The organism is Flavobacterium sp. GCM10023249, from assembly GCF_042653365.1.
Taxonomy (GTDB): domain Bacteria; phylum Bacteroidota; class Bacteroidia; order Flavobacteriales; family Flavobacteriaceae; genus Flavobacterium.
This window is the reverse complement of the sequence record NZ_JBHSHZ010000009.1, coordinates 148,165-168,639: the sequence shown is the minus strand read 5'-3', so window position 1 is coordinate 168,639 and position 20,475 is coordinate 148,165. Positions and strand designations below refer to the sequence as shown.

Genomic DNA, 20,475 nt, shown 5'->3' with positions numbered 1-20,475 from the left:
TCATGTCAACAATCGAGCAATCTGCAAAAGGAAAAAAAGACGGAGATATTAGATATTTAACGCCTTTAAACATTGATACGAACAAACAAAAGAAATATTGTCGTTTCAAAAAATCAGGAATCAAGTATGTTGATTATAAAGATGCTGATTTCTTATTAAAATTTGTAAATGAGCAAGGTAAAATCCTTCCTCGTCGTTTAACAGGAACTTCTTTGAAATACCAAAGAAAAGTATCTGTAGCGGTAAAAAGAGCTCGTCATTTAGCTTTAATGCCATACGTAGCTGATTTATTAAAATAATTTATAAACTCTAGTTGTTGGTTTCCCTAAAGGAACCTAACTTCTAAAATATAAGGACAACAACATGGAACTTATTTTAAAACAAGACGTTCAAAACTTAGGATTTAAAGATGATGTAGTAACTGTTAAGCCAGGATACGGTCGTAACTTTTTAATTCCTCAAGGATTTGCTGTATTAGCAACTCCATCAGCTAAAAAAGTATTAGCTGAAAACTTAAAACAAAAAGCACACAAAGAAGCTAAAATCGTTGCTGATGCAAAAGCTTTAGCTGAATCTTTGAAAGCTATGGATATCAAAATTACTGCTAAAGCAGGTGGTGAAAAACTTTTTGGTTCGGTAACTAACGCTGATATCGCTGAAGTTTTAGGTAAAAACGGTCAAGCAATTGACAAAAAATTCATCACTTCAGGTATCGTGAAAAGAACTGGTAAATATACTGCTTCTGTTCGTTTACACCGTGAAGTAATCGTTGAATTAGCTTACGAAATCGTTGCTGAACAAGCATAATTTTGTACAAAACATACATTGTAAAAGTCCCGAATTCGGGACTTTTTTTATACTAAAGATTTGACCTTACTGTATTAAGTTTTATATTTAAACATCTTTGGCTGTAATTTTGATATTATAGTGATTGGAGAGGTAGAGTCTTATTAATAAATTATGCATTGATGAAATACGCAAAACTGTCAAAGGAGCAATTGGAAGAATTGCACGAAGAATTTATCAACTTTCTTTCGGCACAACAGATAGATAAAAACGAATGGGATTTGATCAAAGAGCACAAACCCGATGTAGCAGATCAAGAAATTGAGGTGTTCTCAGATTTGATTTGGGAAGGAGTTTTAACAAATGCACGTTATTTAGAACATTATTCTAAAAATTATATCTTTTTATTCTACTGTGATGAAGTATATATGAGAACGATTATCATCAAAACTGCTGAAGACGTAGATTTTATGACCAAAACAGGGTTAGAGTGGTTGAGTGATAATTTGTTTACTGATACTGTGGAAGTACAGAAAGGACAAAAGGTTTTTGCAGGTGACAGAAACCCAGAAATTTTCGAATTAGTGAAACAAGGTGCTATTTTTAGTAAAGGTGAATTGTACGAACAAATGTCTTCCATTTTAGAACAATAGAAATAAAGAAAAAAAGCCTTGCTTTACTGGAAATTGGTTAAATTAGTTGCATTAAACTAATTCAGCCAATTTTTTTTATTTTATATGGATGTGTTGCCTAAAATTCAAGCCTTAAGAGAAGAATTAAACTTACATAATTACAATTACTACGTATTGGATAATCCTACAATTTCAGATTTTGAGTTTGATTCTAAGCTTAAAGAATTACAAGATCTTGAGGAAAAGTATCCACAATATTTTGATGAAAACTCGCCTACGCAACGAGTAGGTGGTGCTGTAACCAAAAATTTTGAGACAATTAAGCATGAATTTCGAATGTATTCTTTAGATAATTCCTATTCCAAAGAAGATTTACTCGATTGGCAAACACGTGCTCAAAAATTGTTGGGTAATGTGAATCTTGAGTTTACGTGTGAATTGAAATATGATGGTGCATCTATTAGTATTTTGTATGAAAAAGGTAAGTTGAAGCGTGCTGTAACGCGTGGAGACGGCTTTCAAGGTGATGATGTAACCAATAATATCAAAACGATTAAAGCGGTTCCAATTCAATTGAAAGGTGATTATCCTGATAAGTTTGAAATCAGAGGAGAAATTATATTGCCTTTTGCCGGATTTGAAAAAATGAACCAAGATTTGATAGAGATTGGTGAAACGCCTTATGCTAATCCAAGAAATACGGCTTCCGGTAGCTTAAAATTACAAGATAGTGCCGAGGTTGCGAAAAGACCGCTCGATTGCTTGCTGTATTCTTTAATTGGAAATAATCTGCCAATAGCTTCACATTTCGATGGTTTGGAAAAAGCGCGTCAATGGGGGTTTAAAGTGCCAGTACATTCCAAATTGGCTAAAAATATGGACGAAGTATTGGAGTTTATTAACTATTGGGATGAACACCGACACGAATTACCTTATGAAACCGATGGTGTTGTAATTAAGATCAATAGTATTCATCAACAGGAAGAATTAGGATATACCGCTAAATCTCCTCGTTGGGCAATTGCGTATAAGTTTAAAGCGGAACAAGTTTCTACGCGCCTGAATTCAATTTCATACCAAGTGGGTAGGACAGGAGCGATTACTCCTGTGGCGAATTTGGAACCAGTTCAATTGGCAGGAACAATAGTAAAAAGAGCTTCATTACACAATGCGGATCAGATAGAAAAACTGGATATACGAATTGGTGATGAAGTGTTTGTAGAAAAAGGAGGGGAAATCATACCTAAAATTATTGGGGTGGATGTGTCACAAAGAGCTTCCGATTCTGTAGCGACAACTTATATAACCAATTGCCCTGAATGTAATACTCAATTGGAGAGAAAAGAAGGTGAAGCCAATCATTATTGCCCTAATTTTTATGGATGTCCTCCTCAAATTATAGGTAGGATTCAACATTATATCAGCAGAAAAGCAATGGATATTGAAGGTTTGGGTGGTGAAACGGTGGCTTTATTGTTCAATAACGGATTGGTTACTAATTATGCTGATTTGTATGAACTGAAGAAAGAGCAAGTGGTAGTGTTGGAAAGAATGGCCGATAAATCTGCTGAAAATTTAATAACTGGAATTGAAAAGTCAAAGAAGATTCCTTTTGATCGTGTCTTGTATGCTTTAGGTATTCGTTATGTTGGTGAGACAGTGGCAAAAAAACTAGCGAAACATTATAAAAATATAGAAACATTATCAGTAGCTACTACAGAAGAATTGATTGCCGTTGACGAAATTGGTGAGAAAATAGCGCAAAGTTTAATTGAATATTTTGAGAATCAAGAAAATAAAATAATCATTCAAAGATTGAAGGAATTCGGTGTACAATTGGAAATTTCAGAAGAAGCAAATACATCAGTTTCCTCTATTTTAGATGGGAAAGTCTTTGTGGTTTCTGGGGTTTTTGAAAAATTCTCACGTGATGATTTAAAGAAAGCCATTGAAGATAATGGCGGAAAAGTAGGTAGTTCTATTTCAGCCAAAACGAGTTACGTGGTTGCTGGAGATAATATGGGGCCGGCTAAATTGGAAAAAGCCAATCAGTTGAATATTCCAATAATCAGTGAAAATGACTTTGAAAATATGATTCATGGAAAGTAGGATTGTCTCGATTTATTTGTTCGTAATCGCAGGTTTTTTGGTTCTGTTAGCTTCGATTATTAATAACGAATGGCTGCTGATTTTATCAAAACCAATGATTATTCCAGCTTTATTGGCATACTATTTTTTTTCAGAAAAGAAAGTGTTAAGCTTGGAATTGGTCTTCGTTTTGCTTGTTTATTTTGTTTCTGACGCTATTGCATTAGTGAAATTGGAAGGAATTACCAGTTATCTTGTTGTGCTGGATTACATTCCCTATATAATGTTGATAAAAGTGGTTACAGAGGATGCTTTTAAAATTGGCTTTTGTAAAGTAAATTTTAGTTTGAGTATTTTTTATTTTATCATTTTAATGGTTGCTATGTATTTTCTGCTGGATGCTTTTTCAATGAAATCAATTGATTTGACTTTTGCTTGTGTGTCTTACGGAATTGTTTTGGGGCTTTTTGTAAGTATTAGCTCGTATAATTTCTTAATGACGAATTTTTCTGAAATTGCATCGTTGGTTTTTTTGGCTGCTTCTTTCAGTCTCGTGGCAGATGTTATTTTTGTATTTACCAATATGGTTTTAAATGTAAAAGCTTTAACTTACATAGAATTTGCTTTGCAAATCATTTCTTATTTTTACATTGTTGCCTACTTTATCGATAGGGAAAATATGTATTTAGATACTAATATGGTATAAATGAGATCAGTTAATCCAGCATTAGCGTTATATGTCATTGCAGGAATTATATTCTTTATTTCGTCTATGGCTGGTAATGAATACCTGGTTTTTATTAGTAAGCCAGTTGTGCCAACTGCCATTATGTTTTATTATTGGCAAGAATCGGATGGAAAGGTAAATCCTTGGCATATCTTGGTTTTGTTGTTCTTTTTTGTTAGCGGTATACTGAATCTTTTCGAAGACGTCCAAGCGTTACTTTATATTTTGATTTTGAATGCTTTTGGTTATGGAATTTTAATAAGCCATATCATAAAAAGTCTATTTGAAGTGAAAATACGTTTCACAGATAAAGTCAATTTAGCCTACATATTTTTAATGGTGCTGTTTTTATCTTGTTTGATGTATGTATTGTTGTTCATGATCTTTGATACATCTTATGAACTCTATGTGCCAATGGTAGTGTATGGTTGTATTCTTTCCTCTTTGGTGGTGTTGAATTCCATTTTATACAATTTGAAACATACCAAAGCGGATGTGTATTTGATGTTAACCAGTTTTTGCTATTTAATGGCAGATTTATTTTATGTCGTTTATTATTACTATTTTGATTTTATATTGTTCCGATGTTTAACTTTAATGGCGAATATAGTATCTTATTATTTTCTTGTGCGATTTTTTCTAATAACTAATAAAACCAAAATGTAACAACAATTCAATGCAATCAAAATATCCTTCATTGGTTTTATATGTAATCACTTCTGTAATTGCGGTAATCAGTACAGCTATAGAATGGGAGTGGCTCACTTTTTTGATTAAACCGATTATTGTTCCAGCGATATTCTATTATTATCTCCAACGAAATGAATTTAAGATTGAGGTATTTTTTTTTCTTGGACTTCTGAGTAGTTATGCATCTGATATGATTGTATTGCTTGATGTTGAAAATCATCAGGTTGTTATTACTTTACTGAATATGTTTACCTATGTAGTGATGCTTTACTATGTAATTCATGATTTTTCTTTTAAAAATTTAGAGACTCAAAAAATTGTGTATTTCTTCGGTAATTTGGTTTCTTTTTTGGCTGTTGTGTATATTATGCTGACGCTGATGAGTGATATCTCTACTACTACACTGGTGATGTATCTAATCTATGGACTCGTTATTTCAACACTGGCGTCTTTGGCGATAATCAATCATGTCGCAGCGCATAATCTTAAAACATTTTATGCTTTGATTATGTGTATTTGCTTTATAACAACGGATGTTTTTTATATAGTTTATAATTTTTATGTAAACATGTATGTGTTTTTGTTGCTAAACTTAGCAGCTCAATTCGTGTCTTATTTTTATATGATAAGTTATAAGGTGACTTATTCAACAAAAAGGAATTTAAATGATAGCAAGAGAAATTAAAAATTCAAATAAATCGGAAGAGAAATTGCTTTTAGTGCTTTTTTTCTTTGTTTCTTTTGCTGAAATTTTTGCAGAGTTTTTTAATAAAATAGCATTTGTTTATATTCTCAAACCTCTTATAATTCCAATACTAACACTTATATATTGGAAAACATCAACTAGGCGAAATCCTTATTTTTTAGTGTCTATGTTTTTTGCGTTGTTGGCCAATTTGTTATTTATTTCTAGGGATTTTACCTCTATAGTTCTGGCTTCTACTTTTTTTTTATTGCACAGGACGTTGGTAATTTATTTAGTACTTAAAAATGTAAAAATTAAGCGTTTTTTGCCTGTATTTCTGGGAAGTATTCCTTTTTTAACAGTGTTTGCTTATTTGACTTTTATGACTATGGATGAATTAGGAGAGGGTTTCGGATTATACATCATCCAGGTTTTATTTATGAGCTTTCTAGGAGGTTTTGCTCTGTCAAATTATATTATTGAAGAAAATAAAATGAATTATTGGCTACTAATTAATAGTATTTTGTTTGCAGTCATTCAATTTATTATAGTGTTGAAACTATTTTATGTATCAATGGTAATATTTCAGCCAATATCTATGATTCTATATGTATTTGCGCAGTATGCACTTTATAAATTCATGATATTGGCTGAAAGTAATAAGGAGCGTTAGATTAATATTTTCTTTCCAGCAGCTGATAAATTCATTTTGTTATCAAAGAAGAAGTCAATTCTACCAAGGTTAACACCGTAAGCACCAACCTGATTAACGATTACTTCTTTTCCATCCAAATTCTTTTCAACAACTGGTTTGTCTAAGAAAGTATGCGTGTGACCTCCGATGATCAAATCAATATCTTTGGTTTTACGAGCCAACATGATATCAGAAGGTTTTTCTGGATCATTTTTATATTCAAAACCAAGATGTGATAAACAGATAATTAAATCACATTTTTCAACTTCTTTTAATGTTTTTACAGTATCTGTAGCTACCTCAATAGGGTTGTTGTAAATAGTTTCTTTGTATAGATTTTTGTCTACTAAACCTTTTAATTCGATTCCTAATCCAAAAACACCAATTTTAAGACCTGCTTTTTTGAATACTTTGTACGGTTTTACGTGAGTATTCATAATTGTGTTTTTAAAATCGTAATTAGAATTTACAAATTCGAATTTAGCATGTGGTAATTGTGCATATAAACCGTCGATACCGTTGTCAAAATCATGATTACCAATTGTCGCCAAATCGTATTTCATCATGCTCATCAGTTTGAATTCCAATTCACCACCATAATAGTTAAAGTATGGTGTTCCTTGAAAAATATCTCCAGCATCTAATAATAATACATTTTCTTCACTTTTTCTGATTTGCTCCACAACGGCAGCTCTTCTTGCAACACCACCCATATTTGGGTTTTTTGGATGATTCGCAGGAAACGGATCAATCTGACTATGAGTGTCGTTAGTATGTAAGATGGTAATCTTTTTTATTTCTACAGCAGAGTTAAAGCTGCTCAATGATAAACCTCCAAGCCCCAGTAAAGTAGTTCCTGCAGCCGTACTTTTAATAAATTCTCTTCTTTTCATTGCTTTAATTCTCTTGTGTTACTTTAACTTCATTCGGTATTTGTAATGTGTCAACATCTTTCATGTAGTCAATTAACATATTTCGTAATTTATAATCTAAAGACGTTAAGTTAGTGGCTTTTTTGAAAAACTCCATTTTATCCCCACCATTGGCTAAGTAATCGTTAGTAACAACATAGTATGTTTTAGCCAAATCAACAGGTTCTCCTTTGATTTTGATGTCTTTTGGTTTTTTATCTGCAGTGATGGTAAAAGTAAGACCGGCAATAGGATGCGGTTTTCTTTCGTTAATGAAGTAATTAACAAATTCTACAATTTGTTCTCCTTTTAATTCTACTACTACTGCAAAATTTTCAAAAGGCAATACTTCGAATGCGTTTCGAGCAGTAACTGCACCTTGTGGAATCATAGCTCTGATTCCTCCGTGGTTAAGAATGCTGATGTCGATGTTTTTGTTACCTCTTTGTGTAAAAACAAAATTTGCTTTATCCAACACCAATTGAGCCAAGAAATCTCCAATATTACTTTGGAATTGTCCTTTGGTTTTATCCAATGTCTCTGGACAAACGGCAAGAGTCTGATTTAAATCTTTGTTGATTTTTTCTCTAAAAGGATTGATCAAGGCTTCAAAATCTTCTTTAGCCGCAGATTTATCATTGATATTAATCTGCTTACCTTCAATAATTGTAACAACGTCCTGTGCTGTTGTATTTAAACTTACAGCGAATAACGTTAAAATTAAACCAAAATGTTTCATTTGTAATATTCTCTTTTTATTTTTACCAATGCATTTATCGTGCCAATTAAATACAAAAACTTAACTTTGCTCCGAAGATTGCAAGACGCAAATATAATATGTTTACAAAGTATATAAAAGAATTATCTGTTAAAAAAATACTCAAAAGTAGTCTGCACAATGTAAAACCCAGCTCTTTGGCTTCGCCAGTCAGCACTGTAGGCATATTAGTTGATGAAAGTTATTTTGCCGAAAAGGAGCAATTAGTAAGAGAATTAGTAGAACAAGGTATTCCTTCTGGTAATATTACCGTCTTGGTTTTTAAGGATAAGGTAAAAAAAAATGAAGTTACTGATCAGCCCGCATTCAGTGCTAAGCATATGGGCTGGAAAGGAGATTTTTCAGTAGCTTTTGTAAACGATTTTATCAATACACCTTTTGATATGCTGATCAGTTACTACGATATGGAAAAAACGCCCTTGTTGTTGGTTACGCATCATTCTAAAGCTTTATTTAAAGCTGGATTTTCAGCTGTGGACAAAAGATTGCATCATTTGATGATTAATACCAATGCGGAGAATTATAAAGTTTTTGTTCATGAATTATTCCGATATTTAAAAATTTTAAACAAAATATAGATTATTATGCAGTCATTAATGGGAACTGGCGTTGCTTTGGTAACACCATTCAGAAAAGATTTTTCAGTCGATACCGAAGCACTTACAAAAATTGTAAACTACGTAATTGATGGTGGAGTGGAGTATTTGGTGGTTTTGGGAACTACTGCCGAATCAGCAACTTTATCGCAAGATGAAAAAGAATTGGTTATCAACACAATCGTTGAGGCTAACAATGGTAGATTACCATTGGTGTTAGGTGTGGGGGGGAATAATACATTAAAGGTTGTTGAAGAATTAAAAACAAGAGACTTTTCAAAATTTACAGCAATACTTTCGGTTTCTCCTTATTATAATAAGCCAACTCAGGAAGGAATTTATCAACATTTTAAAATGGTGGCGGAAGCTTCTCCAATTCCTGTAATTGTTTATAATGTGCCAGGAAGAACGGCTAGTAATATGTTGCCGGAAACTGTAATGCGTTTGGCAAATGACTTTAAAAATATTGTCGGAATTAAAGAAGCAGCGGGTGATATTGTACAGGCAATGAAATTAATTCAGCACAAACCGGAAGGGTTTTTGGTAATTTCTGGTGATGATATGATTACTTTACCGATGGTTCTTGCAGGTGGTGCAGGTGTGATTTCAGTAATCGGAGAAGGGTATCCAAAGGAGTTTTCCGAAATGGTTCGATTGGGATTACAACGTAAGGTTGATGAGGCCTACGCGTTGCATTATAAATTAATGGATAGTATCGATATGATTTTTGAACAAGGAAATCCTGGAGGAATTAAAGAGATTTTTAAATCATTGGGATTGTCTGAAAATACGGTTCGTTTACCTTTGGTAAATGTGAATCAGAACCTAGCTGATCGATTGGATGTTTTTACAAAACAGCTGTCCAAATAAGCAGAAAAATAAGTTTTGTAAAAATAAATTAATGACTAACTTTGCAGTTCGTTTTAAGGCGAAGGGAATGCCCTAAAATTGACTGTTTTAAATCAAAATATGAATAAACTTATATATGTGTTGTTGCTTGCAGGGGTCATTTCATCTTGTGGGGAATACCAAAAAGCTTTAAAATCTGAAGATGTTGCTGTTAAATATGAAGCAGCAACTAAACTATACGAAGCAGAAAAGTACAACAAAGCGATTCGTCTTTTTGAACAAATTGCTTCTGCTTACAGAGGAAAGAAAGAAGCTGAAAATCTGTTTTATATGTTTTCACAATCGTATTATAAAACAAAACAGTATTATTTAGCAGGTTATCAGTTTGAAAGCTATGCTTCGTTGTATCCAACTAACGCTAGAGCGGAAGAGGCTGCTTTTTTAGGTGCGAAGTCTTATTCTGAATTGTCTCCTGTATACTCGTTAGATCAAACGGATACAGAAAAAGCTATTACAAAAATGCAGGCATTTATCGATAAGTATCCAAATTCACGTTTTAGTGGTGAAGCAAATACTACGGTAAAGAACTTAAGAGAAAAATTAGAGAAGAAAGCATTTGAAATTGCAAAACAATACAATACAATTTCAGATTATAAATCGGCAATAAAGGCTTTGGATAATTTTATTTCAGAGTATCCGGGAACTCCATTTAAGGAAAAAGCTTTGTATTACAAATTGGATTCTAGTTATCAATTGGCAATTAATAGTGTACCTTCAAAAATGGAGGAACGTTTGAATGCAGCAAAAAATGCATATGATGCATTGCTAAAATTCAATTCAAATACAGAGTTTAAAAGTGTAGCTGACGACATGTTGGTTAGAATAAATAATGAATTACAACAATTTTCAAAATAAGTAAGGGTATGGATTTAAAGAAAACAACAGCTCCGGTGAATACGGTGACTTACAATAAAACTGTAATAGAAGAGCCGACCGGAAATGTGTATGAAGCAATTACTATTATGGCAAGAAGAGCTAACCAAATTAACGCTGAAATTAAAAAAGAGTTAATTGAAAAGTTAGAAGAATTTGCTACCTATAATGATAGCTTGGAAGAAATTTTTGAAAATAAAGAACAAATCGAAGTTTCTAAATTTTATGAGAAATTACCTAAACCTCATGCGTTAGCAGTTCAAGAGTGGTTGGAAGGTAAAATCTATCATAAGTCATCAAAATAAAACAACTAATGTCTGTTTTAAGTGGTAAAAAAATAATACTAGGAGTTTCTGGTGGGATTGCCGCTTACAAATCAGCGTCATTGGTTCGACTTTTTATAAAAGCAGGTGCTCAGGTCCAAGTGATCATGACACCTGCTTCTTTAGATTTTGTTACCCCGCTGACTTTGGCAACTTTATCTAAAAACCCTGTTTATCATTCTTTTTTTAATGAAGAAGAAGGAAACGGAGTTTGGAATAACCACGTGGATTTGGCACTTTGGGCTGATTTTATGGTTATTGCACCTGCAACAGCCAATACCATGTCTAAAATGGTAAATGGGAATTGTGATAATTTGCTAATTGCGACTTATCTTTCTGCAAAATGTCCTGTGTATTTTGCGCCAGCAATGGATTTGGACATGTACAAGCATCCTTCAACTTTGGATAGCTTTGAAAAACTTAAAAAGTTCGGTAATACAATCATTCCAGCTGAGTCAGGAGAACTTGCAAGCGGATTATCGGGGGAAGGTCGAATGGCTGAGCCTGAAAACATCATTGCATTTCTGGAGAAAGATTTAGAAAGTAAATTGCCTTTAAAAGGAAGGAAAATATTAGTTACCGCCGGACCTACTTATGAAGCGATCGATCCTGTTCGGTTTATTGGAAATCATTCTTCCGGTAAAATGGGATTCGATATTGCAATTGCTGCTGCAAATTTGGGCGCAGAAGTCATCTTGGTTTCAGGGCCAACACATCTTCAGGTGAAACATTCATTAATTAAGTTGATTAGAGTGGTTTCAGCTGAAGAAATGTATTCGGCCTGTCATGATTATTTTGATGCTGTCGATGTAGCTATTGCTGCTGCTGCTGTAGCGGATTATCGACCTAAAAATGTAGCGGATCAGAAAATAAAAAAGAACGATGCTTCGTTTACAATAGAATTAGAAAAAACTAAGGACATTCTTTCTTCGTTAGGTCAAATCAAGAAAAATCAGTTTTTAATCGGTTTTGCATTGGAAACTGAAAATGAAATTGAACATGCTAAGCAAAAAATCCAGAAAAAAAACTTAGATTTGATTGTGTTAAATTCTTTGAATGATACTGGTGCTGGTTTTGGTAAGCCAACTAATAAAGTTACTTTTATTGATAAAGAGTATACAATAGAGCCTCAAGAATTGAAGACCAAAGAAGAAGTTGCTATCGATATTGTAAATAAAATTATAGCTTATTATGCGTAAATATATTGTTGTTGTATTCCTGTCGCTTGTTAGTTCTGCTTTTGCACAAGAATTGAATTGTTCTGTGACATTCAATACAGATCAGGTGGCGGCAACAAATCAACAGATTTTTAAAACATTACAAAAATCATTAACTGAATTTCTAAATAATACCAAATGGTCAGATAAGACCTATAGAGGAGTTGAAAAAATCGATTGTTCTTTCTTTTTTAATATTACTTCATTTGATAATGTAAACCAGTTTTCTGGATCATTACAAGTTCAGGCTTCACGACCGGTTTATAATTCAACGTATTCAACTTCTATCTTAAATGTAAATGATAAAGAAGTGGGTTTTGTATACAATGAATTTCAAAACATAAACTATGATCCTAATAATTTTGAAAACAACTTAATATCGATCGTTGCATTTTATGCAAATATGATTGTTGGTATAGATGCGGATACTTTTTCTTTAGAAGGTGGTACAAAATCACTCGAAACGGCTGCGAATATTGTTGTTCAGGCACAACAAACTCAAGATAAAGCTTGGTTGTCAACAGGCAATCAAAACAGATTTTATTTGGTTAATGATATGTTGTCTCCAACCTATTCCGCATTTAGAAAAACGATGTACGAATACCATTTTGGAGCTTTGGATAAAATGAGTGAAAATCAAAAAGAAGGCAAAGAAGGGATTAAAAAAGCATTGAAGACATTAACAGAAGTGGCTAATGTTCGCCCCAATGCCTATTTAACTCGTGTTTTTTTTGATGCTAAAGCTGATGAAATTCTCAGTGTATTCACAGAAGGTCCCAAAGTCGATATTACAGATGTTTTGGCAACATTAAATAAACTATCTCCAACAAATACGAGTAAGTGGAGCCAGATTACTTATTAAATTTCTTGAATGCTTACTTCCTTATCCATTAAAAATTTTGCACTGATAGAGCAGTTGGAAATGAATTTCTCCAACCAGTTTTCTATTATTACTGGGGAAACCGGAGCGGGAAAATCAATCTTGCTTGGTGCCTTAGGGTTGGTTTTGGGAAAACGTGCCGACCTAACTTCACTTAAAGATAAAGAGCAAAAATGTGTAATCGAAGCACATTTTCAAATAGACAAATACAATCTTAAAGATTTTTTTACCGAAAATGACTTGGATTATGAGCCAATGACCATTATTCGACGTGAGATCTTACCTTCAGGTAAATCACGTGCATTTATTAATGATAGTCCGGTTAATTTGAATGAATTGCAGGATTTGGGAGAATTTCTGATTGATATTCATTCTCAGCATCAAACACAGGAGTTGTCTAATGAGACATATCAAATTGAAATTCTGGATGCTGTAGCTAACCATCATACTATTCTTTCGGAATACAAACAACATCTGGCTAAATACAAATCGGTTAAAAGTGAGCTAAAAAAGCGTATTGAAGAAAAAGATAGTTTGTCTAAAGAATCAGATTATACTGCTTTTCTATTGGAAGAATTGTTAGCTGCGAACTTGAAGGTTGGGGAACAGGCTGATTTGGAAATGGAATTGGAAAAACTTAGTAATGTTGAGTTTATCAAGGAAAGTTTGGATAAATCACTGGCTTTAGCCAATGAGGAACAAATTGGAATTATAATCTCATTGAAAGAAGTGAAAACTTCATTACATAAAATTGCTGCCATTTCGACTGATTTTAATGATCTGTTTGAAAGAGTTTCGAGTGTTTTAATCGAGTTTGATGATATAATGGCTGAATTGAATACTCAATCCGAAAAATTAGTTAATGATCCTGAACGTTTGGAATTGGTAAGCCAAAAATTACAAGTTATATATAGTTTACAGAAGAAACATAATGTGACATCAGTGGAGGATTTACTTACAATTCAAAATGATTTGGATAACAAGGTGGTTCTTGCCGATGATTTGGATAGTCATATTGAAAAATTGAATTTGCAATTGAATGAACTGATTTCTGTTTTGGATGATTTGGCATTGAAAATTTCAGAAAACCGCAAGAATGCAGTTCCGGTGCTAACAGATCAGATTACGACTATACTAGAACAATTAGGAATGCCGAATGCACGTTTTAACTTCGAAATTCGACCTTCCGAAAACTACCAGATTTCTGGTAAAGATGAAATTCAATTATTGTTCTCGGCAAATAAAGGAACTGATTTTGGTTTGTTGAAGAAAGTGGCTTCAGGTGGGGAAATGTCGAGAATTATGTTGGCGGTGAAGTCTATTTTGGCCAATTATTCGAAATTACCAACCATTATTTTCGATGAAATAGATACTGGAGTTTCAGGAGAAATTGCGCATAAGATGGGTGATATTATGAAAGCAATGAGTAATCAAATGCAAGTGTTTGCTATTACACATTTGCCGCAAATCGCCGCAAAAGGACATCAACATTATAAAGTGTTTAAGACAATTCAAGGCGAAAATACAATTTCAGAATTACAGTTGCTTTCTAATGAGGAAAGGGTAATTGAAATTGCGGAAATGCTTTCTGGTAAGAATATTTCAGAATCGGCACTGACACACGCTAAAGCATTACTAAACTAGATTTTTTAGAAGTTTTGATTTTCAGACTTCTCAGATATTTACTAGCTTTGTGTGACCAAAAATAATTGAACAGATAAATAAAATAACTAACAATTCTATATTGTTTCACAATTTAGAAATCTAACAATCAAAATTATGATTATAGAGCCAAGAATGCGTGGATTTATATGTTTAACAGCTCATCCAGAAGGATGTGCTCAGAGCATTAAAAATCAGATTGAATACGTAAAATCGAAAGGAAATATAAACGGACCTAAAAGAGTTTTAGTAGTGGGAGCTTCAACCGGATTTGGTTTGGCTTCTAGAATTACTGCCGCTTTTGGTTCTGAAGCTTCAACTATTGGAGTTTTCTTTGAAAAAGAACCTGCTCCTGGAAAAACAGCTACTCCGGGATGGTATAATTCAGCTGCTTTTGAACAAGAAGCAAAAAAAGCTGGTTTATACGCCAAAAGTATCAATGGTGACGCGTTTTCTAATGAAATAAAACAACAAACTATCGATATGATTAAATCGGACCTAGGTCAAGTAGATTTGGTTATTTACAGTTTGGCTTCGCCAGTACGTTTGCACCCTGTTACTGGAGTTTTACATCGTTCTTCACTTAAGCCAATCGGACAGACTTTTAGCGATAAAACAGTTGATTTTCATACCGGAATAGTTTCTCAAGTTTCTATTGAGCCTGCTGTTCAGGAAGATATTGATAACACTGTCGTGGTTATGGGGGGAGAAGATTGGACAATGTGGATTGATGCTATGAAAAAAGCTGGGGTTTTGGCCGAAGGTGCTACAACAGTGGCGTATTCGTATATTGGCCCTGAAGTAACTGAGGCGGTTTATAGAAAAGGAACTATTGGTCGTGCGAAAGACCATTTGGAAGCTACTGCTTTTGAAATTACAGAATCTTTGAAAGATTTAGGAGGTAAAGCCTATGTTTCGGTAAATAAAGCATTGGTTACCCAAGCAAGTTCAGCAATTCCGGTAATTCCATTGTATATTTCTTTGTTGTACAAAACAATGAAAGCAAAAGGTATTCACGAAGGATGTATTGAACAAATTCAACGTCTTTTTGCAGATAGATTGTACAATGGAAATGAAGTTCCTTTGGATGATAAAGGGCGTATCAGAATTGATGATTGGGAAATGCGTGATGACGTTCAGGAGGCTGTGAAAACATTATGGACGCAAGCTGATACTGAAAGTTTGAAGGGAATTGGAGATTTGGCTGGTTATAAACAAGATTTCTTGAATCTTTTTGGATTTGGTTTTGATGGGGTAGATTATCTTGCAGATACCAATGAAATGGTCAAAATAGAAAGTATACAATAATACCCGTTTTTAAAGTAGAGGCCCTGAAATTTCAGGGCTTTTCTGTTATTTGAATACACTAAACTAAAAATATAATGAAATTTAATACGCTACTATTTATCTTATTCTTAACTACACAAAGTAATGCTCAACAGGGTGCGCAGCCTATGGCAAATCCTAATGTCTCTTCAGGTTATACTTTTGAACAATCAGTGGGAGTTTATAATGAAATTAATGGAGGAATTGTTCTTGGGAATGCTTCTAGTGCAAATCATTGTTTTATTGATCCGAACAACCTTAATGGGGAAACTGAAAATCTTATACCAGGTCCTGGATTTTCAATTGGATTTGAATTTGTTTTTAATGGAAATACTTTTGATAAAGTGGCAGTAAATACAAATGGATGGCTGTCTTTCGGTAAAAGTAGCTTAGGTAATAATGCTGTATTTTCTCAAATTGCTACATCACCGTTGTCTCAATTTGCTGATGCTGATGGGAATGGTACACATGACATGAGTCCAAATGATGAGCTTAGAAATAGAGTTTCTGCCTTAGGTTCGGATTTGGGAGGAGCTGTAGATTCGGAATTAAGTATTGAAACACTTGGTCTGGCTCCAAATAGAGTATTTGTTGCACAATGGAAGAATTTTAAAAGAGTAGGCGGAGCAGGTCATAATTATAATTTTCAAATTCGTTTGTATGAAACCACTAACGAGGTTGAAGTGGTTTATGGTAGCATGTCTTTCGGTCCTAATGGTTATAGTGCACAGGTAGGGCTGGGTGGTTATGTACAAACGGATTACAACAATAGATGGGTATCTTCTTCTGTAAGTTCTACCAATTCTTGGGCGGCAACGGATTCTGGTTTTTCACCTTCAACAGGTTGTGCAATGGTGAACACGATTGCTCCTCCGGTATCGGGTGCTATTTTTAAATGGGTTCCGACTTTAATGGGTGTTACTAACACAAATTTTGTAGGGTTAAAAGTGTTTCCTGCAGTTGTAGATAATAGTGTCAATATCATTAATACAACTGAAATAGAAAAGGTTGCTATTTTTGATATCTCAGGGAAAATGATGTTTGAAAAATTGATGCGTAGCTCGAATTTTTCATTGGATATGTACGGTTTTTCAAAAGGAGTTTACATGATTCGGTTGTCTTCGGGAAATCAACTGAAAACAGTCAAGATTACTAAAAAGTAGTTCGTAAAGGTTGTTTTTTTTGTTAACTTGATATTGTTGATTTTGTTTTAATTTTTTTAAAAAATTAACAAGTATTTAGTTTTTTTCATAAATTGCTGTGCTAATTAAAAATAAACAGACTAATATGAAAAAAATTACTTTTTTACTTGCCCTTTTGCTTGCCGGGATTACGGAGAGTAGTGGGCAAGTGAACAATTATTCGTTTTCGCAATCTAGCGGAACGTATACCAGTTTAACAGGTGATACTGTTTTGGCAAGTCAAACGACTGCTTCAGGAACAGCTGCTACAGCCTTAGATGATGTGAATTATACCATTGCATTGCCTTTTGCTTTCAATTTTAGTGGGGTAAACTATGCTTCAGGAACAAACATTTATGTAAATACAAATGGTTTTGTTTCTTTTGGTGCTTCTGCACCTGCCACTAATACATATGTGCCCATAAGTACTACTAATGTGTACGATGGTGCAATTTCAGCTTTTGGAACAGACTCCAATGGGGGGTACGCAGTAACGGGAAGTAATACGAATGGTTCTCCAGTATTAACAATTACTTCGGGTAATGCTTCTGAATTTGCTGTTGGTTCTGTTGTAGCTGGTACTGGTATTCCAGCGGGGTCAACTGTAGTTTCTACAACGGCTACAACTATTACAATTTCTGCCAACTGTACTTCAACAGGAACTTCAAGGACGTTTACTAATGTTGCTGGAAGAATCAGTTATAAAGTGAATGGAACTGCTCCAAATCAAAGTTTGGTTATTCAATTTACCAGAATGAGACCTTATAATGTGTCTTTGGCTACTATTGATTATCAGATTGTTTTGAACGAAACTACTAATGTTATTGATGTAATTTACGGTACTGCTATCGGAAGTGCAACTGCAACAACACTTCAAGTGGGGTTAAGAGCATCAACTAATGCAAATTACAACAATAGAACAAGTACAACATCTTGGGCTGCCACTACAGCTGGTTTAGCTAATAATGCAACAATTACTCTAAATAGTACAGTTTCACCGGCTTCAGGATTAACGTTTACTTGGACTCCACCTGTGCTTTGTACAGGGACACCTTCATCAGGAAGTGTTGCGCCAGTTGCTCAAAATGTTTGTAACGGTGCTATACCTGCAAATCTTGTATGTACTGGTTTTACACCAGGTGTTTCAGGTTTAACTTTCCAATGGCAAGAATCAGATGATAATGGTGTGGGTGATGCTTGGACAGATGTAGCTACTGGGACAGGAGCTACTACTTCAGTTTATACACCTCCTGCATTTGCAGGAACAACAATATATTATAGATTGAATGTAACTTGTACGCCTTCAGGACAATCAGCACAAACAGCTTCAGTTGTAGTCAATCCACCTAATGCACCTGCAACACAAGTTACCAATTTAGCCCAAGGTACAGCAACTTTGACTACTATACCTTTAAATTGGGTTAATGGAAATGGAACTAGACGTGTAGTTTATTTTAACTCTGTGAACTCTTTTACTGATCCCGTAAATGGAAATGCTCCGGCTAATACTGCAGCTGCTGCTTATGCGGGAGGTGAGCAAATTGTTTATGATGGAACTGGTACGGCGGTAACTGTTACTGGCTTGACTGCTGGTACAACATACTATGCTAAAGTGTATGAATATACAAGATGTGGTGCTGGCCCCTATGATTTTTACTATAATGTTAGTGTAGCAACAAACCTTTTAACTGTAAATACTTTATCTCCACCAGCTAATGATAATTTTGCTAATGCAATTGCTGTTACTTGTGGTAATACATATAATGGAACTACTGCCACTGCCTCTTTAGACGAAGATGATGCTCCAGATGGTTTTGGTGCTGATATGGATGCGCCAAATGTTTGGTTTTCTTATACAGGAAGTGGTACTCCACAAACTGTAACGCTTGATTTGTGTGGTTCTGCTTACGATACTTCGGTGTTGGTTTATACTGGAACTTCTGGAGCTTTGACGTTAATAGGAGCGAACGATGATGAAGCGTCATGTTCTGCTGGTGGTACTAGATCCAAATTGAATTTTACTTCTGATGGAACTACTACTTATTATATTGCAATTGAAGGATGGAATGCAGGTAATACTGGAGCATTCACAATGGTGACATCTTGTGTTTCAGCTTGTACTCCTGCTGTTGCTAATCAAACTTGTGCTACGGCATTGTCAGTTAGTACTAACGGTGTTGATGTGAATTCGGATAATACTTGTGGTGATATTAGCCCAACTCAACCTTCTTGTGATACTTTTGGAACAATTCAAGATGTTTGGTTTTCTTTTGTTGGACCTGCAAATGGAGTTGTTGATTGTGTAGTTACTCCGTTAACTATGACATCGGCTAATTTTGCAATATATTCAGGTGCCGATTGTAATTCATTGACATTATTAACAGGGACTTGTAATTCAGATCTAACTGCAGCAACTACAGAAGCGTTAACTGGATTAACGCCTGGACAAACTTACTATATACAAGTGTGGAGCAGTACTGCAGAACAAGGTACTTTTACTCTTAATTTATTATCTCCGGCATGTATAATTCCTTCTGGAATTGTTGGTAATAACTTAACACACAATTCTGTTGATTTAAGTTGGAATGCTACATCAGGAAACTATCAATATGTTTTAGATAATGTTGCTACTAACCCTGCTGGCTCTGGTACAGATTTAGCAGGTGAGTTTTATGCAGCATCAGGATTGAATGTTAGTACACAATACTATTTCCACTTAAGAACGGATTGTGGTTCTGGATCATATAGTAACTGGGTAACCTATTCATTTACAACATTGCCAACTCCGCCGGCAAATAATGATTGTTCAGGTGCTGTAGTTTTAATTCCTGGTGGTAATTTTGCTGCTGGTGAAGTGACTGGTACTAATGCCGGAGCAACTGCGTCTCAAAATGCAGATCCAACTATTCCTGCTCCAGGTTGTGCAAGTTATTTAGGTGGTGATGTTTGGTATAGTGCTGTTGTTCCAGCTTCTGGATCATTGACTTTTGAAGTGAATGAATCTGTAGGTGGTCTTGATGATACCGGTGGTGCTGTTTACAGTGGAGCTTGTAATAGTTTAGTTTTAGAAGGTTGTAATGATTCATTAAGTGCTTCTGGAGACCATCCTCTAATTTCTCTTACAGGTAGAACCCCTGGTGAAACTTTGTATTTCAGAGTTTGGGAATATGGTAATACTGCAATTGGTAATTTCAGAGTTTCTGCTTATGATGCTTCTCTAAGCTCAGATTCTTTTGATTTGAAAGGATTTAAAGCATATCCTAATCCTGTTAAAGATATTTTTAGAATATCTTATGTAAAAGAAATTTCATCAGTTGCTGTGTATAATTTATTGGGTCAGGAAGTATTAACGCAAAAAGTGAATGCGTTATCTTCGGAAATCAATATGACTTCACTGTCAAAAGGAACGTATTTGGTTAAAGTTACGGTTGACGGTTTGGTAAACACGGTAAAAGTGATTAAAGAATAGATTTACAGAATTATAAATGTTAAAAAAAGCCACAATTTATTGTGGCTT

Annotated in this window: 20 protein-coding genes; 18 read left to right on the top strand and 2 right to left on the bottom strand. The window is 34.3% G+C overall.

The genetic code is table 11. From position 1 onward, the window contains the following. Nucleotides 1–2: 2 nt before the first annotated feature. From rpsR to ACFO7M_RS07455, 8 genes are all read left to right on the top strand, one after another. Nucleotides 3–299: a 30S ribosomal protein S18 gene (rpsR, locus tag ACFO7M_RS07490; RefSeq protein WP_014164395.1), complete on the top strand. Its 297-nt coding sequence runs from the start codon at nt 3–5 to the stop codon at nt 297–299. A gap of 64 nt (nt 300–363) precedes the next feature. Next, a complete protein-coding gene (gene rplI / locus ACFO7M_RS07485) occupies nt 364–807 on the top strand; it encodes a 50S ribosomal protein L9 (RefSeq protein ID WP_379713706.1) in 444 nt (147 codons plus the stop codon). 161 nt (nt 808–968) lie between these two features. Then, a complete protein-coding gene (locus ACFO7M_RS07480) occupies nt 969–1,439 on the top strand; it encodes a DUF6495 family protein (protein ID WP_379713704.1) in 471 nt (156 codons plus the stop codon). Between the two features lie 84 nt (nt 1,440–1,523). After that, on the top strand, nt 1,524–3,527 hold the full coding sequence (ligA, locus tag ACFO7M_RS07475) for an NAD-dependent DNA ligase LigA (RefSeq protein ID WP_379734875.1): 2,004 nt from the start codon (nt 1,524–1,526) through the stop codon (nt 3,525–3,527). Beyond that, nucleotides 3,517–4,212, top strand: coding sequence for a hypothetical protein (locus ACFO7M_RS07470; RefSeq protein WP_379734873.1), 696 nt, complete (start codon nt 3,517–3,519; stop codon nt 4,210–4,212). Before ligA ends, ACFO7M_RS07470 begins: the two co-directional genes overlap by 11 nt. After that, nucleotides 4,213–4,899 carry a hypothetical protein gene (locus ACFO7M_RS07465; protein ID WP_379713698.1) on the top strand — a complete coding sequence of 229 codons (687 nt, stop codon included), beginning with the start codon at nt 4,213–4,215 and terminating at the stop codon, nt 4,897–4,899. A 10-nt stretch (nt 4,900–4,909) separates the two neighbouring features. After that, the gene (locus ACFO7M_RS07460; RefSeq protein ID WP_379713696.1) at nt 4,910–5,608 is read left to right on the top strand and encodes a hypothetical protein; all 699 of its coding nucleotides are present in this window, start codon (nt 4,910–4,912) and stop codon (nt 5,606–5,608) included. After that, nucleotides 5,589–6,281 (top strand): lysoplasmalogenase family protein, encoded by a 693-nt coding sequence (locus ACFO7M_RS07455; protein WP_379713694.1) that lies wholly within the window; start codon nt 5,589–5,591, stop codon nt 6,279–6,281. The genes ACFO7M_RS07460 and ACFO7M_RS07455 overlap by 20 nt, the downstream gene beginning before the upstream one ends. Here ACFO7M_RS07455 and ACFO7M_RS07450 read toward each other — a convergent pair. Both ACFO7M_RS07450 and ACFO7M_RS07445 read right to left on the bottom strand, forming a co-directional pair. Continuing rightward, a complete protein-coding gene (locus ACFO7M_RS07450) occupies nt 6,278–7,195 on the bottom strand; it encodes a bifunctional metallophosphatase/5'-nucleotidase (protein WP_379713692.1) in 918 nt (305 codons plus the stop codon). The two genes, ACFO7M_RS07455 and ACFO7M_RS07450, sit on opposite strands and share 4 nt — an antisense overlap. A 4-nt stretch (nt 7,196–7,199) precedes the next feature. Next, nucleotides 7,200–7,952, bottom strand: coding sequence for a 5'-nucleotidase C-terminal domain-containing protein (locus tag ACFO7M_RS07445; RefSeq protein ID WP_379734871.1), 753 nt, complete (start codon nt 7,950–7,952; stop codon nt 7,200–7,202). Between the two features lie 98 nt (nt 7,953–8,050). Between ACFO7M_RS07445 and ACFO7M_RS07440 the strand changes: the two genes are divergently transcribed. From ACFO7M_RS07440 to ACFO7M_RS07395, 10 genes are all read left to right on the top strand, one after another. Continuing rightward, entirely contained in the window at nt 8,051–8,569 is a 519-nt protein-coding gene (locus tag ACFO7M_RS07440; protein WP_379734870.1) for a DUF6913 domain-containing protein, read from the top strand. A gap of 6 nt (nt 8,570–8,575) precedes the next feature. Further along, nucleotides 8,576–9,457 (top strand): 4-hydroxy-tetrahydrodipicolinate synthase, encoded by an 882-nt coding sequence (gene dapA, locus ACFO7M_RS07435; protein WP_379734868.1) that lies wholly within the window; start codon nt 8,576–8,578, stop codon nt 9,455–9,457. Nucleotides 9,458–9,556: 99 nt separating this feature from the next. After that, the gene (locus tag ACFO7M_RS07430; RefSeq protein WP_379713684.1) at nt 9,557–10,351 is read left to right on the top strand and encodes an outer membrane protein assembly factor BamD; all 795 of its coding nucleotides are present in this window, start codon (nt 9,557–9,559) and stop codon (nt 10,349–10,351) included. A gap of 8 nt (nt 10,352–10,359) precedes the next feature. Next, nucleotides 10,360–10,674: a DNA-directed RNA polymerase subunit omega gene (locus ACFO7M_RS07425; RefSeq protein ID WP_250597961.1), complete on the top strand. Its 315-nt coding sequence runs from the start codon at nt 10,360–10,362 to the stop codon at nt 10,672–10,674. 8 nt (nt 10,675–10,682) lie between these two features. Next, nucleotides 10,683–11,891, top strand: coding sequence for a bifunctional phosphopantothenoylcysteine decarboxylase/phosphopantothenate--cysteine ligase CoaBC (coaBC, locus tag ACFO7M_RS07420; protein ID WP_379734867.1), 1,209 nt, complete (start codon nt 10,683–10,685; stop codon nt 11,889–11,891). Continuing rightward, nucleotides 11,884–12,771 (top strand): DUF4835 family protein, encoded by an 888-nt coding sequence (locus tag ACFO7M_RS07415; protein WP_379734866.1) that lies wholly within the window; start codon nt 11,884–11,886, stop codon nt 12,769–12,771. The genes coaBC and ACFO7M_RS07415 overlap by 8 nt, the downstream gene beginning before the upstream one ends. A gap of 9 nt (nt 12,772–12,780) precedes the next feature. After that, a complete protein-coding gene (recN, locus tag ACFO7M_RS07410) occupies nt 12,781–14,433 on the top strand; it encodes a DNA repair protein RecN (protein ID WP_379734865.1) in 1,653 nt (550 codons plus the stop codon). A gap of 135 nt (nt 14,434–14,568) precedes the next feature. Then, nucleotides 14,569–15,759 (top strand): enoyl-ACP reductase FabV, encoded by a 1,191-nt coding sequence (fabV, locus tag ACFO7M_RS07405; protein ID WP_379734863.1) that lies wholly within the window; start codon nt 14,569–14,571, stop codon nt 15,757–15,759. Nucleotides 15,760–15,833: 74 nt separating this feature from the next. Beyond that, nucleotides 15,834–16,940, top strand: coding sequence for a T9SS type A sorting domain-containing protein (locus tag ACFO7M_RS07400; RefSeq protein WP_379734862.1), 1,107 nt, complete (start codon nt 15,834–15,836; stop codon nt 16,938–16,940). Nucleotides 16,941–17,064: 124 nt separating this feature from the next. Beyond that, the gene (locus tag ACFO7M_RS07395) at nt 17,065–20,427 is read left to right on the top strand and encodes a T9SS type A sorting domain-containing protein (protein WP_379734861.1); all 3,363 of its coding nucleotides are present in this window, start codon (nt 17,065–17,067) and stop codon (nt 20,425–20,427) included. Nucleotides 20,428–20,475: the final 48 nt, after the last annotated feature.

Coding starts and splice junctions, on each gene's coding strand:
- rpsR (WP_014164395.1), top strand. CDS start 3: ATGTCAACAATCGAGCAATCTGCAAAAGGAAAAAAAGACGGAGATATT.
- rplI (WP_379713706.1), top strand. CDS start 364: ATGGAACTTATTTTAAAACAAGACGTTCAAAACTTAGGATTTAAAGAT.
- ACFO7M_RS07480 (WP_379713704.1), top strand. CDS start 969: ATGAAATACGCAAAACTGTCAAAGGAGCAATTGGAAGAATTGCACGAA.
- ligA (WP_379734875.1), top strand. CDS start 1,524: ATGGATGTGTTGCCTAAAATTCAAGCCTTAAGAGAAGAATTAAACTTA.
- ACFO7M_RS07470 (WP_379734873.1), top strand. CDS start 3,517: ATGGAAAGTAGGATTGTCTCGATTTATTTGTTCGTAATCGCAGGTTTT.
- ACFO7M_RS07465 (WP_379713698.1), top strand. CDS start 4,213: ATGAGATCAGTTAATCCAGCATTAGCGTTATATGTCATTGCAGGAATT.
- ACFO7M_RS07460 (WP_379713696.1), top strand. CDS start 4,910: ATGCAATCAAAATATCCTTCATTGGTTTTATATGTAATCACTTCTGTA.
- ACFO7M_RS07455 (WP_379713694.1), top strand. CDS start 5,589: ATGATAGCAAGAGAAATTAAAAATTCAAATAAATCGGAAGAGAAATTG.
- ACFO7M_RS07450 (WP_379713692.1), bottom strand. CDS start 7,195: ATGAAAAGAAGAGAATTTATTAAAAGTACGGCTGCAGGAACTACTTTA.
- ACFO7M_RS07445 (WP_379734871.1), bottom strand. CDS start 7,952: ATGAAACATTTTGGTTTAATTTTAACGTTATTCGCTGTAAGTTTAAAT.
- ACFO7M_RS07440 (WP_379734870.1), top strand. CDS start 8,051: ATGTTTACAAAGTATATAAAAGAATTATCTGTTAAAAAAATACTCAAA.
- dapA (WP_379734868.1), top strand. CDS start 8,576: ATGCAGTCATTAATGGGAACTGGCGTTGCTTTGGTAACACCATTCAGA.
- ACFO7M_RS07430 (WP_379713684.1), top strand. CDS start 9,557: ATGAATAAACTTATATATGTGTTGTTGCTTGCAGGGGTCATTTCATCT.
- ACFO7M_RS07425 (WP_250597961.1), top strand. CDS start 10,360: ATGGATTTAAAGAAAACAACAGCTCCGGTGAATACGGTGACTTACAAT.
- coaBC (WP_379734867.1), top strand. CDS start 10,683: ATGTCTGTTTTAAGTGGTAAAAAAATAATACTAGGAGTTTCTGGTGGG.
- ACFO7M_RS07415 (WP_379734866.1), top strand. CDS start 11,884: ATGCGTAAATATATTGTTGTTGTATTCCTGTCGCTTGTTAGTTCTGCT.
- recN (WP_379734865.1), top strand. CDS start 12,781: ATGCTTACTTCCTTATCCATTAAAAATTTTGCACTGATAGAGCAGTTG.
- fabV (WP_379734863.1), top strand. CDS start 14,569: ATGATTATAGAGCCAAGAATGCGTGGATTTATATGTTTAACAGCTCAT.
- ACFO7M_RS07400 (WP_379734862.1), top strand. CDS start 15,834: ATGAAATTTAATACGCTACTATTTATCTTATTCTTAACTACACAAAGT.
- ACFO7M_RS07395 (WP_379734861.1), top strand. CDS start 17,065: ATGAAAAAAATTACTTTTTTACTTGCCCTTTTGCTTGCCGGGATTACG.